This is a genomic window from Streptomyces sp. AC512_CC834 (assembly GCF_019049325.1).
GTDB lineage: Bacteria > Actinomycetota > Actinomycetes > Streptomycetales > Streptomycetaceae > Streptomyces.
Window position 1 is genome coordinate 1 of sequence record NZ_JAGMUO010000110.1, and the last position, 13319, is coordinate 13319.

11 protein-coding genes are annotated in these 13319 nt (G+C 74.1%); 7 read left to right on the forward strand and 4 right to left on the reverse strand.

All coding sequences use genetic code 11. The features are described 5' to 3' along the window. A partial coding sequence (locus tag KUM40_RS34895) for an aldo/keto reductase (RefSeq protein WP_308401303.1) occupies positions 1 to 1098 on the reverse strand: 1098 nt, incomplete at its 3' end. 290 nt (positions 1099 to 1388) lie between these two features. On the opposite strand from KUM40_RS34895, the gene pdxA reads away from it, so the two are divergent. After that, positions 1389 to 3845: a 4-hydroxythreonine-4-phosphate dehydrogenase PdxA gene (gene pdxA, locus KUM40_RS41820; protein WP_308401304.1), complete on the forward strand. Its 2457-nt coding sequence runs from the start codon at positions 1389 to 1391 to the stop codon at positions 3843 to 3845. Positions 3846 to 3870: 25 nt separating this feature from the next. Further along, positions 3871 to 4701, forward strand: coding sequence for a DeoR/GlpR family DNA-binding transcription regulator (locus KUM40_RS34910; RefSeq protein WP_217170322.1), 831 nt, complete (start codon positions 3871 to 3873; stop codon positions 4699 to 4701). 37 nt (positions 4702 to 4738) lie between these two features. Here KUM40_RS34910 and KUM40_RS34915 read toward each other — a convergent pair whose 3' ends face one another. Both KUM40_RS34915 and KUM40_RS34920 read right to left on the reverse strand, forming a co-directional pair. Further along, entirely contained in the window at positions 4739 to 5518 is a 780-nt protein-coding gene (locus KUM40_RS34915; RefSeq protein ID WP_217170323.1) for an SDR family NAD(P)-dependent oxidoreductase, read from the reverse strand. Positions 5519 to 5568: 50 nt separating this feature from the next. Then, entirely contained in the window at positions 5569 to 5907 is a 339-nt protein-coding gene (locus tag KUM40_RS34920) for a YnfA family protein (protein WP_217170324.1), read from the reverse strand. 165 nt (positions 5908 to 6072) lie between these two features. On the opposite strand from KUM40_RS34920, the gene KUM40_RS34925 reads away from it, so the two are divergent. The 4 genes from KUM40_RS34925 (at position 6073) to KUM40_RS34940 (ending at position 10438) form a co-directional block, all read left to right on the forward strand. Further along, positions 6073 to 7170: an LLM class flavin-dependent oxidoreductase gene (locus KUM40_RS34925; protein ID WP_217170325.1), complete on the forward strand. Its 1098-nt coding sequence runs from the start codon at positions 6073 to 6075 to the stop codon at positions 7168 to 7170. Then, complete coding sequence (locus KUM40_RS34930; protein ID WP_217170326.1) at positions 7167 to 7793, forward strand: FMN reductase; 627 nt, start codon at positions 7167 to 7169, stop codon at positions 7791 to 7793. Before KUM40_RS34925 ends, KUM40_RS34930 begins: the two co-directional genes overlap by 4 nt. A 464-nt stretch (positions 7794 to 8257) precedes the next feature. Continuing rightward, the gene (locus tag KUM40_RS34935; protein ID WP_217170327.1) at positions 8258 to 9007 is read left to right on the forward strand and encodes a response regulator transcription factor; all 750 of its coding nucleotides are present in this window, start codon (positions 8258 to 8260) and stop codon (positions 9005 to 9007) included. Further along, entirely contained in the window at positions 9008 to 10438 is a 1431-nt protein-coding gene (locus KUM40_RS34940) for a HAMP domain-containing sensor histidine kinase (RefSeq protein ID WP_217170328.1), read from the forward strand. Positions 10439 to 10600: 162 nt separating this feature from the next. Here the strand turns inward: KUM40_RS34940 and KUM40_RS34945 are convergent, their stop codons facing one another. Then, entirely contained in the window at positions 10601 to 12070 is a 1470-nt protein-coding gene (locus KUM40_RS34945) for a macro domain-containing protein (RefSeq protein ID WP_217170329.1), read from the reverse strand. 89 nt (positions 12071 to 12159) lie between these two features. Between KUM40_RS34945 and KUM40_RS34950 the strand changes: the two genes are divergently transcribed. After that, positions 12160 to 13155, forward strand: a complete 996-nt coding sequence (locus KUM40_RS34950) for a macro domain-containing protein (RefSeq protein WP_308401305.1) — start codon at positions 12160 to 12162, stop codon at positions 13153 to 13155. The last annotated feature ends 164 nt before the right edge of the window (positions 13156 to 13319 follow it).

The following is a 13319-nucleotide window of genomic DNA, read 5'->3' on the forward strand; positions in this document are numbered from 1 at the left end:
CGCCGAGGGCGCGGACCTTCCCCTCCGCGACGAACTCGCCCACGGTCGCGAGGGTCTCGGCGAGAGGGGTGCGGCGGTCCGGCTGGTGCAGGTAGAAGCGGGCATCGGGCCGCGCAGGGCGGAGCCGACGGCGTCGCAGGCCGCGGTCACGTCCGCCGGCAGCGGGCCGGCCTGTGCGGCCGCGATGTTGGCCCGCAGGTGTTCCGGCCGGGAGCCGCCGAGCAGGAGCGCGTCGGTGGAGGGGCGGTCCAGGAGCCAGCGCAGGGCGAGTTCGGTGAGCGGGAGGCCCGCGTCGTCGGCGATCGCGGTGAGCTCGGCGACGGCGCCGAAGAGGTCCTCGTTCCAGTAGCGCTGCCGGTACATCGCCGCGAGCTTGGAGTCGCCGAAGCGGCCGGTGGCGGGGTCGGCCTCGAAGCGGTGCCTGCCGGTGAGGAGGCCGCCGCCGAGGGGGTTGTAGACCATGGTGCGCAGCCCGCTCACCGCCGCGTACTCGACGTATTCCTCCTCGATCCGGCGGGCGAGGAGGTTGTGGAGCTGCTGCGCGACGACGGGGCGCGGTGCGCCGACCTCGTCGGCGGTCCGGGTCAGCTCGGCGATCTGCCAGGCGGCGTAGTTGGAGACGCCGAGGGCGCGGACCTTCCCCTCCGCGACGAACTCGCCCACGGTCGCGAGGGTCTCGGCGAGAGGGGTGCGGCGGTCCGGCTGGTGCAGGTAGAAGAGGTCGACGTGATCCGTGCCGAGCCGCTCGAGGCTGCCCTCGAGGGCGGCGCGCAGGCCGGACGGGGACAGCGGGGCGTGCTCGCCCTGGTCGGGGTGCGGGATGCCGGCCTTGGTGGCGAGCACGATCCGCTCCCGGCGTCCGGGCAGCAGCCCGGCGAGGATCCGCTCGCTCTCGCCGCCCGCGTAGCCGTTGGCCGTGTCCACGCCGGTGAGGCCGGCGTCGAGTGCGGTGTCCAGCATGGCGGCGGCACCCGCGCGGTCGACGGTGTCGCCGAACGTCATGGTGCCCAGGACCAGGCGGGAGAGCGGTACGGGGGCCTGCGAAGGCTCGCTTCCCTGCGGGCTGTCCTGTGGGCCGGGGCGGGTGCCGGTACTCACGGGCGGTTCCTTCCGGTGCGGCTGCGGTGCCGTTGTTCCGTCGCTCTGTCCGGGGTCGACGCGGCTTCACGATCACGGCGGTGCGGCGGTGCGGCTTTGCGGTGGTGCGGCTGTACGGGGCGACGGTCGTTCGTCGCAGTGGAGGAACGCTCGCATGGCTGCGCGCTATGCGCAAGAGGCTCGCGCGAATCGCGCAAGCTATGTCATCATCGGGGCATCGCGGAGACCGACCGCCGGCTGCCGCGCAGCCCGTGCGCACCGGTGTCCGGGTCCTGTGGGAGGAGGTTCACGTGTGCCGTCGGGACGACACCTCGGTCGTTGCGCTCGCCGACGACCTGTCGGGGGCGGCGGAAGTGGCCGCACTGCTGCGGCTGCCCGCGCGCCTGACGCTGCACGCCGCAGACCTGGTCGCCCCCGCCGCCGGTGAGTCGGTGGTGGTGGACCTCGACTCGCGCCACCTGGACGAGGACGCCGCGGCCGATGCCGTACGGACCGCACTGGCCGGTTCCGACGCCGGCACCGGAACGCCCGGGGCGAGCGACCCGGACGAAGCCGCGTTTCGCGCGTTTCGCGCAGCCAACTTCCGTGCAGCCAACTTCCGCGCAGAACACGGCCGTACGCTCCCCCCGTTCCCGACGGTCTGGTACAAGAAGTGCGACTCGCTGCTGCGCGGACCGGTTGGCGCGGAGGCCGTGGCCTTCGCGGAAGGGGCCGAGTTCGTGGTGATCGCGACGGCCCTGCCCGCCGCGGGACGCGTGGTGCGCGACGGTGTGGTCCTGGTCGACGGTGTGCCGCTGCACGAGAGCGCGGCCTGGCGTGCGGAGACGCGTGCCGCGCCCCGGTCGGTCGCCGAGGCACTGGCACCGCTGCCGACCGAGGTCGTCCCGGCGGGGGTCGTCCGGCAGGGGCCCGTCGCGCTCGCCGGACGGTTCCGGCGGGCGGCGGAGCGCGGACGGCACCCCGTGTGCGACGCGGAGACCGATGCCGACCTGGCGGTGATCGCCGCCGCGGCGGCGCTGCTCGGCCCGGGGTGCCGGCTGCTGGGCAGCGGCGGGCTGGCGGCCGCGCTGGGCCGCCGCATCTCCGCACGGGCAGTGGGGACGGCACGGGCGGTGGGGGCGTCTGCGCCGGGGTCGGGGTCGGCGGTGGGGGCCGGCTTCTTCGAGGAGCGGGGCGCCTGCCCCACTGCCCGTCCGCTCCTCTTCGTGGCCGGCAGTGCGGAACCCGTCGTGGCCGAGCAGGTCGCACGGCTGGTGGCTGCCGGGGCCCGGCACCTACGACTGTCCCCCTCGGAACTGGCCGGCCAAGCCCCCGTGGCCCTGCCCGAGCCGTCGCCCGGCACGGTCACCGTGCTCTGCGTGGACGGTTCCGAGGGCGTACGCCCCGAAGCCGCACGCCGGATCGCGGCCGGTCTGGCACGGACCGTGGCGGCGCTGCCGGGCCGCCCGGACCTCGTCCTGACCGGGGGCGAGACGGCCCGCCGGGTCCTGGACGCGGTGGGCGTGACGGCGCTGTGGCCCGTCGGCGAGATCCATCACGGTGCCGTGCACTGCAGGACCTCGGACGGCCGCTCGGTCGTCACCCGCCCCGGGAGCTTCGGCGGCCCGGACTCCTTCCACCGCATCGCGGCAGCGCTCCGCCCCCGCCTCCTGTCGCCTCCCCTTCCCCCACCCCTGTCACCGTCGTCTCCCCCCGTCGCCGGCCCCGTCCGCCGCGGCACCCTCCCAGCAAGGAGCCACCCAGTGAACGCGCAGCAGCCCCTCCCCCTCATCGGTCTCACCATGGGCGACGGCGCCGGTGTCGGCCCCGAGGTGATCGTGCCCGCGGCGCTGGACGCCACGACGCTGAGCCGGTGCCGGCCGGTGGTGATCGGTGACGCCGCACGGCTGCGGAAAGCGGCCGAGATCCTCGGGGCCGACTGCGAGATCGTGGCCGTGGCGACGCCGGCGGACGCCGAGTTCACACCCGGCCGCATCAACGTGATCGACCTCGGACTGCTGCCCGCCGACCTGCCCTGGGGCGTGCTGTCGGCCCAGGCCGGCGACGCAGCGTACGAGTACGTCAAGCGGGCTGCTGAACTGGCCCTCGAAGGCGAGATCGACGGCATCTGCACGGCCCCCCTCAACAAGGAGGCCCTGCACGCCGCCGGGCACCTCTACCCCGGCCACACCGAACTGCTCGCGCACTTCACCGGCGTGGAGGAGGTGTCGATGATGCTGTCCACCGAGAAGGTGAAGGTCATTCACGTCACCACCCACATCGGTCTGATCGACGCGGTCAACCGGATCGAGCCCGGCCTGGTCGAACGGACCGTGCGGCGCGGCCATGAGGCCCTGGTCCGCACCGGGCTGGCCGCACCCGTCATCGGCGTCTGCGGCATCAACCCGCACGCGGGCGAGAACGGGCTGTTCGGCTACGGCGAGGAGGCGGAGAAGATCGTCCCGGCGCTGGAGAAGGTGCGCGGAGACGGCATCGACGCCCGCGGCCCACTCCCCGCCGACACCGCCTTCTTCCTGGCCGCCCGCGGTGACTACGACCTCATCGTGGCGATGTACCACGACCAGGGCCACGGCCCCGTCAAGGTGCTCGGCATCGAGGCGGGCGTCAACCTCACCGTCGGTCTCCCGGTCATCCGCACCTCGGTCGACCACGGCACCGCCTTCGACATCGCCGGTACCGGAAAGGCCGAGGCCGGTAGCATGGTCGAGGCGCTGCGGCAGGCCGCAGAGATGTCCACCGCCCGCTGAACCGACGTACCGCGAAGGACACTTGATGCCGCCCAACGGATCCCAGGCCCGGCGCGAGGAGATCCTGCGACTCGCCACCACCACCGGCCTGGCCAGCGTCGAGGAGTTGTCCCGGCACTTCGGCGTGACCGCCTCCACCATCCGCCGCGACCTCGCCCGGCTCACCGCGGACGGCCGGCTCGCCCGGACCTACGGCGGCGCGATGGCGCTCAACGCGCACCCGGAGGCGCCGCTGCGCCAGCGCACCGGGGAGGCGTACGCGCAGAAGCGGGCCATCGCCCGGTGGGCGGCGGCACAGGTCCAGCCGGGCGAGTCCCTGCTCCTCGACGCCGGTTCGACGATCGGGGCGCTGGCGCACGAGCTGCGCACGGCGCAGGACCTGACGGTCGCCACCACCGGCCTGACGGTGCTGCACGAGCTGGCGGACGTGGAGAACGTCCATGTGGAGTGCCTCGGCGGCACGTTGCGCCCGCTCAGCCGGGCCTTCGTCGGCCCGCTGACGGAGGCGGCGCTGGAACGGATGACCTTCGACCGTGTCTTCCTGTCCGCGGACGGCGTCACGGCGGACGGCGGAATCTGCGAGGCGGACCTGCGCCAGACCCGCCTGAAGGAACTGATGGCCCGCCGCGCCACCCACGTCTATGTCCTGGCCCACGCGGCCAAACTGGGCCGCGCCCCGTTCCACGCCTGGACCACCCTGTCCCCGGGCTGGACCCTGGTCACGGATTCGGAGGCGACGGGCACCGACGTGGCCGCCTTCAGAGAGCGCGGCACCCACGTGGTCCTGGCCGACGCGGTGGCGGAGCTGCCGGCCGGCGCCCCGCCCGCGCTCCCGGCGGACGGCGCCGGCGGCTGACCGGTTCCGCCGACGGGACGCGACGTGCTCACCGGCGTCAGCCCTCCCGGTGCACCTTCGTGTTCGATGCCTGGGCGCGGGGGCGGACGACCAGGAGGTCGATGTTGACGTGGGCGGGGCGGGTGACCGCCCAGGTGATGGTGTCGGCGACGTCGTCGGCGGTCAGGGGGTCGGCGACGCCCTGGTAGACCTTGGCCGCCTTGTCCTGGTCGCCGGCGAAGCGGGTCAGGGCGAACTCGTCGGTCTTGACCATGCCGGGCGCGATCTCGACGACGCGGACCGGGCGGCCGACGATCTCCAGACGGAGGGTCTCGGCGAGGACGTGTTCGCCGTGCTTGGCGGCGACGTAGCCCGCGCCGCCCTCGTAGGTGGACAGGCCCGCGGTCGAGGAGACGACGACGATCGTGCCGTCGCCGCTCGCCTCCAGCTTGGGGAGCAGGGCCTGGGTGAGGTTGAGGGTGCCGATGACGTTCGTCTCGTACATGCGGCGCCAGTCGGCCGGGTCGCCGGTGGCCACCGGGTCGGCGCCGAGCGCGCCGCCCGCGTTGTTGACCAGGACGCCGACCGACTTGAACGCGGTCGCGAACTCGTCGACCGCCGCGCGGTCCGTGACGTCCAGGGGGTACGCGGTCGCCTTGTGTCCGGCCGCCTCGATCTCCTGCGCCAGGGCTTCGACGCGGTCCTTGCGGCGGGCGGTGAGGACGACGCGGTAGCCGGCGGCGGCGAGCTGCCGGGCCGTGGCGGCGCCGATGCCGCTGCTCGCACCGGTGACGACGGCGATGCGGGAGGCGGCGGACGGGGCGGCTGCGGTGGCCATGGGCTGCTCCTTGCTCGGGTTGCCGGTCGCCGCCCAGAGTAGGACGTGGGTCAGCCGCCGTTGCGCGGTGCCCACATGATCACGGCCATCCCGGCGAGGCAGACCAGCGCCCCGGTGATGTCCCAGCGGTCGGGGCGGTAGCCGTCGGCGACCATGCCCCACAGGATCGAGCCGGCCACGAAGATCCCGCCGTACGCGGCGAGGATGCGGCCGAAGTGGGCGTCGGGCTGGAAGGTGGCGACGAAGCCGTAGGCGCCGAGGGCGAGGACGCCGCCGGTGGCCCACAGCCAGCCGCGCTGTTCGCGCACCCCCTGCCAGATCAGCCAGGCGCCGCCGATCTCGAACAGGGCGGCGACGACGAAGAGGGCGGCGGAGCGGAGCACGAGCATGCGGGCAGCTTCGCACGCGAGCACGCGAGTCATGGACCTGCGGGGCCTGCGGGGGCCTGCGGGGACTTGCGGTGCGGGGACCTGCGGGGGCCTGCGGAATATCGGGCGGGGGTACTTCGTTCCCCGGTATAGTTGAAGCATCAACAAACTGGAGGTTGAGCGATCATGCAGTTCGGCATCTTCACCGTCGGCGACGTCACGCCGGACCCCACCACGGGTCGTACGCCGACCGAGCGTGAGCGCATCAAGGCCATGGTCGCCATCGCGCTCAAGGCCGAGGAGGTCGGGCTCGACGTCTTCGCCACCGGCGAGCACCACAACCCGCCCTTCGTGCCCTCGTCGCCGACCACCATGCTCGGCTACATCGCGGCCCGCACCGAGCGGCTGGTGCTGTCCACCTCCACCACCCTCATCACCACGAACGACCCGGTGAAGATCGCCGAGGACTTCGCGATGCTCCAGCACCTGGCCGACGGCCGGGTGGACCTGATGATGGGGCGCGGCAACACCGGCCCGGTCTACCCCTGGTTCGGCAAGGACATCCGCGAGGGCATCAACCTCGCCGTCGAGAACTACGCCCTGCTGCACCGCCTGTGGCGCGAGGACGTCGTGAACTGGGAGGGGAAGTTCCGTACGCCCCTGCAAGGGTTCACGTCCACGCCCCGGCCGCTGGACGGCGTCGCGCCGTTCGTCTGGCACGGGTCCATCCGCTCGCCGGAGATCGCCGAGCAGGCGGCCTACTACGGTGACGGGTTCTTCCACAACAACATCTTCTGGCCCGCCGACCACACCAAGCGCATGATCGAGCTGTACCGGGCCCGCTACGCCCACTACGGGCACGGCACGCCCGAGCAGGCGATCGTCGGGCTCGGCGGCCAGGTGTTCATGCGGAGGAACTCGCAGGACGCGGTGCGCGAGTTCCGGCCGTACTTCGACGAGGCGCCGGTGTACGGGCACGGGCCGTCCCTGGAGGACTTCACCGAGCAGACCCCGCTCACCGTCGGCTCGCCGCAGCAGGTGATCGAGAAGACGCTCGCCTTCCGCGAGTACGCCGGTGACTACCAGCGCCAGTTGTTCCTGATGGACCACGCCGGGCTGCCGCTGAAGACCGTCCTCGAGCAGCTCGACCTGCTCGGCGAGGAGGTCGTGCCGGTGCTGCGCGAGGAGTTCGCCAAGAACCGTCCGGCGAACGTGCCGGACGCGCCGACCCACGCGTCCCTGCTGGCCGGCGCCGACAAGGAAAAGGAAGGAGTACGGGCATGAAGCTCGTCGTCGTCTCCGCGGGGCTGAGCGTGCCCTCGTCCACCAGGCTGCTCGCCGACCGGCTGGCCGCGGTCGCCGCAGGACGGACGTCGGCGGAGGTCCAGGTCATCGAGCTGCGCGACCTCGCCGTGGAGATCGCGCACACCTTCACCAACGGGTTCCCGGCGCCGACGCTGGCGGGCGCGTTCGCCGAGGTCGCGGCTGCCGACGGTCTGATCGTCGTCACTCCGGTGTTCTCGGCGTCGTACAGCGGGCTGTTCAAGTCGTTCTTCGACGCGCTGAGCGTCACCGACGAGGACGCCGTCACCGGGAAGCCGGTGCTGATCGCCGCGACCGGCGGTACCGCTCGGCACTCGTTGGTGCTGGAGCACGCCCTGCGCCCGCTCTTCGCCTACCTGAAGGCGGTCGTCGTCCCCACCGGGGTGTACGCCGCGTCGGAGGACTGGGGCGCGGAAGGACTCGACGCCCGGATCGAGCGGGCCGCGGGCGAGCTGGCGGCGCTGATGGCGGGGCTGTCCACCACCCCCCGCCCGCTGCCCGGGCGGGACTCCTTCGAGGAGGTCACGCCCTTCGAGGAGCGGCTCGCCGCGCTGAGCGTGCCGGGTCCGAGCCCGGCGCCGTAGCGGGCTGCCCCGCCGCCGTAGCGCGCCCGCCCCGCCGCCGGGGCGCGGTACTCGCTGCCGGGACGCGCTCGCGCGCTCGCCCCGCTGCCGGGGCGCGGTATCCGCCGCCCGGCACGGAACGGCGCCGTCCACCGCGGGACGGCCCGCTCGGTCCCCCGCGTCCCGGCGTGCCTGCGTCCCCCGCGTCCCCACGGCAGCGCGGGAGCGCGGCAGCGCGGCAGCGCGGCTGTCCTGTTCGTACTGCGGTGACCTTGCGGAGACACCGCGGGGTTGAATGGGCCGCTGAAGTCCGTCGAGGCTCCCGGCGGGCCGGGTGGTGGCGCCGTCGGCCTGGTCTTTCAGGCTCGGGCGGTCGGAGTCCGCGTCGGTGTCGTGTGGTCGGCCGGGGCCGCTCGGCGGGTGAGATCCGGGTAAGAAGCCCGGCCGTCCGGTCGCCGTGGCGTACGCCTTGGCAGACTGGACGCGTGCCCCGGACTGTTCTGCTCGCCGAAGACGACCGCGCCATCCGCCACGCCCTGGAGCGTGCCCTCACCCTGGAGGGGTACCGGGTCACCGCGGTCGCGGACGGCGTCGAGGCGCTGGCGCAGGCCCACCGTGGCCGGCCGGACGTCCTCGTCCTCGACGTGATGATGCCGGGCGTCGACGGCCTCCAGGTCTGCCGGGAGCTGCGCGCCGAGGGCGACGCCACCCCGATCCTGATGCTGACCGCGCTGGTGGAGACCGCCGACCGCATCGCCGGCCTCGACGCGGGTGCCGACGACTACGTCGTGAAGCCCTTCGACGTCGAGGAGGTCTTCGCCCGGCTGCGCGCCCTGCTGCGCCGCACCGACCGGGTGGAATCCGACGCCGCCGGGTCCGACGCCGCCGGGCCCCACGCCCCCGAGCAGGTCGCCGAGCCGGAGGAGCCGGACGGCAGACACCTGGAGGCGGCCGGGCTGCGCATGGACCCGCAGGCCCGCCGCGCCTGGCGCGACGGACGCGAGCTGGAACTGACCCGCACCGAGTTCGAACTGCTGGAGCTGCTCGTCCGCAACGCGGGCATCGTGCTCGACCACTCCACGATCTACGACCGCATCTGGGGCTACGACTTCGGGCCCGGCTCCAAGAATCTCGCCGTGTACGTCGGCTATCTGCGCCGCAAGCTCGACCAGCCGGGCGCCCCGCGGCTGATCCAGACCGTGCGCGGCGTGGGTTACGTGCTGCGGGCGGACTGAGTGGGCGCCGCCCCGCTCGGGCGCCGGCCCCGGCTGCTGTCGCTGCGTACGACGTTCGCGGTGTCGTTCGCGACGATCACCGCCGTCGTCACCGTCCTCGTCGGAGGGCTGTCCTACAACGCGGCGGCCCGGCTGGTGCGGGTGGACCAGGAGTCCGTCTTCGAGCAGGCGGTGCGGGACCTGCGGGCCGAGGTGGGCAGGCAGCGGCTGTCACCCGCCGACTTCTCCTCCTCCGCGCCCGGCCACGACATCGTCCGCCCCGCCCGCACCGACGTACAGGTTCTCGGGCCGGACGGCGGGGTGCTCGACCCGGCCGAACCGCGGCTGCCGGTGACGGAAGCCGACCGGCGGACCGCGGGCGCGAGACCGGCGGGGCGGGTGGTGCAGCACGCCGACGTCGACGTCGGCGACGACGTCTTCCGGGTCGCGACGGTCTCCCTCGGCGACGGCCGGGGCGGGGTGCAGGTGGCGCAGGAGTTCAGCGACACGGAGGATCTGCTGCGGGCCCTGCAGCGGCGGACCCTGCTGCTGATGGCGGCGGTGGTGGTCGCCGCGGGCCTGTTCGGCTGGTGGCTGGCCCGGCGTATCACCCGGCGCCTCGTGGTCCTCACCTCCGCCGCCGAGAACGTCGCCCGCACCCGCCGGCTCGGCGTCCAGGTCCCGGTCACCGGACCCGACGAGGTGGGCCGGCTCGGCCGCGCCTTCGACCTCATGCTGGGCCGCCTCGCCCAGTCGGAGGAGGACCAGCGGCGCCTGGTCCAGGACGCGGGCCACGAGCTGCGGACGCCGCTCACCTCGCTGCGGACCAACATCTCGCTGCTGCGCCGGATCGACGAACTCCCGCCGGGCGCCCGCGAGGAACTCGTCGCGGACCTGGGGCAGGAGGCACGTGAGCTGACCGACCTGGTCAACGAACTGGTCGAGCTGGCGGCCGGGCAGTCCGCGGGCGAGCCTCCGCAGCCGGTCGACCTGGCCGGCATCGCCCATGACGTGGCGGCCCTGGCCCGGCGTCGTACCGGGCGGGAGATCGCCGTACGGGCCTGCGGCGAGACGACGACCGAGGGCCGGCCGGCCCTGCTGACCCGGGCGGTCTCGAATCTGGTCGAGAACGCCGCGAAGTTCGACCCCGACGGCACCGGCCCCATCGAGGTCGCCGTCGCCGGACCCGCCCTGCCGGGGCCCGTACGCGTCGAGGTCCTCGACCGCGGCCCCGGCATCTCCGAGGCCGACCTGACCCGGGTCTTCGACCGCTTCTACCGCGCCGCCGGCGCCCGTTCCCAGCCCGGCTCGGGCCTCGGCCTGTCCATCGTGCGGGAGGTGGCGCTGGCCCACGGGGGCGCGCCGTTCGCCTACCGGCGGGACGGGGGCGGGTCGGTGATCGGGTTCACGGTCGGCGCGCCCGCGGGGGACGACGCCGACGGACGTACGTGAGGGCGCGGCCCTCGCCGACACCGACACCGCCCCGTCGCCGACACTGCTGCCACCGCCGACACCGCCGGAATCGCTGCCACCGCCCGGACCGGAAGCGGTTCGGAAGCGGTGCGCCGCTGGTGTCGGAAGCGGGAACGCTGGTGCCCTGAGGGCATGTCGACGTCACCGGCGGCCGTACGCCCCACCGCTGTCGCCGGCGCCGGCTCCGGTGTCCTGGCTCCCGGTGCCGGCGCCGACGTCGGTGCTGGTGCCAGTGCCAGTGCCGATGCCGGTGCCGGAATCGATGCCCGGGTGCCGGGAGGTGCGCAGGTACGTGCCGAGTGCCGACAGGTCGGTCCGCTCCAGGTCGGCCGGGCGGATCACGACGCGCAGCTCCGGGGCGGTCGTCGGCTCGCGGCGGCAGTGGGCGGCGAAGCTCTCCACGATCATGAGCAGCAACTGGGTGCGGTCCAGCTCCACGATCCGGGCGAGTCCGGAGCCGATCAGCGGGATCGCGACCGGCTTGTACATGCCGTACCGGGCGACGGCCGGCCAGAGGGTGTCCAGGCTCGCCCGCAGATCGGCGGGACCGGAGCGGGCGACCAGGTCGTTGCCGAGGCGGGAGTAGGCCACGGCGAAGACCCGGCGGCCGTCCACGGTCAGCGGGACGGTGGTGCCGAGCGGATAACGGACGCGCCGGCCGCGGGGCTTGTCCTGGGGCCGTTCGGTGCGCAGCGGGGTGCAGGCCCTCAGACCGGCCTGGATCCGGTCGTCCAGCAGCTTGCGCTCGCCGCCGAAAAGACGCTCCACCAACTGCCCCTGGACGCTCTCCCGGCTGATCACCAGGTCCTGCTCGGTGGCGGTGTCGAAGGTGTCGGTGAACCCGACCACCAGATTGGCGTCCTCCTGGTCGAACAGGTCGCCGCGCACCACCACGAGGTCCCCGGCGCCGGGGAAGGGCTGGCGCAGCAGCTCCCGCCCGTGCCGCTCCCGCAGCCGGGCGCGCAGCGAACCGAGCAGCTCGGCGACGTCCCTGTCGTCCGGCCGCTCCCGGGCCATCCGTTCGGCGACCGGCAGGGCGAGGTCGTGGCGGCCCAGGTCCATGCGGCTGCGGATGAGCTGCCGGCGGGCCGTCTCGTGCAGTGCCGTGAGCCGGCGGACCAGCGGCCGTGCGAAGTCCTCGTCGCCCGCCTCGGCCAGGGGAGCGCCGCGGACGAGGGCGAGCGCCGCGGCCAGCCGGTCGGCGGCCGACACGGGGGCCGCGAGCAGCGCGGAGTTGACCAGCTCGGTGAACTCCGCGCAGTCCAGCTCGTCGGGTTCGAGCACCAGCCGGTACGCCGTCTCGGGCGCCGGGGCGGCCAGAAGCTGTTCGGTGCGCAGCACCCGGGCGCCGTCACCGCCGTGCGCGGCGTCGAGGGCGCGGCGCAGTTCGAGGACGCGTTTTTGCACCTCGTTGCGGTGCCGCACGGCCGAGTGCGGCTGTTCGCCGTCGACCGCCCACACGTCCCGGTGCAGCCGGCGGACCGGTACGGGCTCGCCCTCCGCCGCCACCAGGCGGACCAGCAGCCGTGTCGTCAACGGCGTCAACCGGGTGGCGACGCCGTCGACTTCGAGCTTGGCCGGGCCCAGGACGCTCACACGGATGCGCGCCATACAAGTGGTCTCCACTCGCTTCGCCCTCTCCCGCCCGGTGGTCGCGGGGGAGGTTTCGGCAGCGTATCAATTGTCCGTTTGGGGGAGTTGTGGATTCGGTCGGTTCGCGCGGGGCCCCTGCGGCCGTACGTCCGTCACGGCGGAGCGGCCGGCTGAGTCCCGGGGGCGGGCGGCGCGGGCCCGGTGCCCGCCGGGGCGCGGTCGGCCGCCGCGGCCCGTTCGGCGGGGCGCGGACCCGGCGGCTGTTCGCCGGCAGCGTGATGGCGGCCTTCGGCGGGGTGTCGGCGGTCCTCCAGTTCGTGGGGCAGCTCTGGCCCGAGGCCATTCCCGCCCCGGCGCCGGTGACGGCGGCGTCGGTGCTGCTGTGTCTGGCCTGGGCGCTGCTGCGCAGCCGGCCCACGGTGGTCGTGTGCCAGGAGTTCGGGCGGCCGCGGATGTCCGTGACGGTCGGACCCGGCGACCTCTTCGACGAGTCCGCCCACCTCGTCGTCGGGTTCTGCGACACCTTCGACACCGACGTCCGCGACGGCGTCGTCATCAGCGGCACCAGTGTGCAGGGGCAGTTGCTGGAGCGCCGGTACGACGGTGACGCGGGGCGGCTGGACGGCGAGCTGGACGCCGCTCTGCGCGCGGCCGTGCCGGTGGCCCGGGAGACGCGTCGGGACAAGCCGTACGGCAAGCTCGACCGCTACCCGGTCGGCACGGTGGCGGTGCTCGGCAGCCGGCCGCGGCTGGTCTTCGGGGTCGCCTACAGCAGGATCGGCAACGACTGCGTGGCCCGGTCGAGCACGGAGGAGCTGTGGCTCAGCCTCGGCCGGGTGTGGGACGCCGTCTACCGGCACGGCCAGCTCGACCGGGTGGCCGTGCCGCTGATCGGTTCGGGACTGTCCCGGCTGCACGGGCTGGACGAGGAGAGCCTGCTGCGCCTGATCCTGCTCTCCTTCATCACCCACTCCCGGGAACGGGTGATCTGCCGCGAACTGCGGGTCGTACTGCGCCCCGCCGAACTGGAGCGGGTCGACCTGACGGAGGTCGCGGCGTTCCTCGGGGTGCTGGCGGCGGCCGACTCGGGGAGCGCGGGGTAGGGCGGGTTCTCCCGGGCCGACCCGGCGGGGGCCGGTCTTCCCGGGCTGGGGGTGGGGTGGGTCGTCTCGGGCCGGGGTGGGGCGGGTTCTCCCGGGCCGACCCGGCGGGGGCCGGTCCTCCCGGGCTGGGGGTGGCGGGTCTTCCGGGGCTGGGGTGGCGCGGG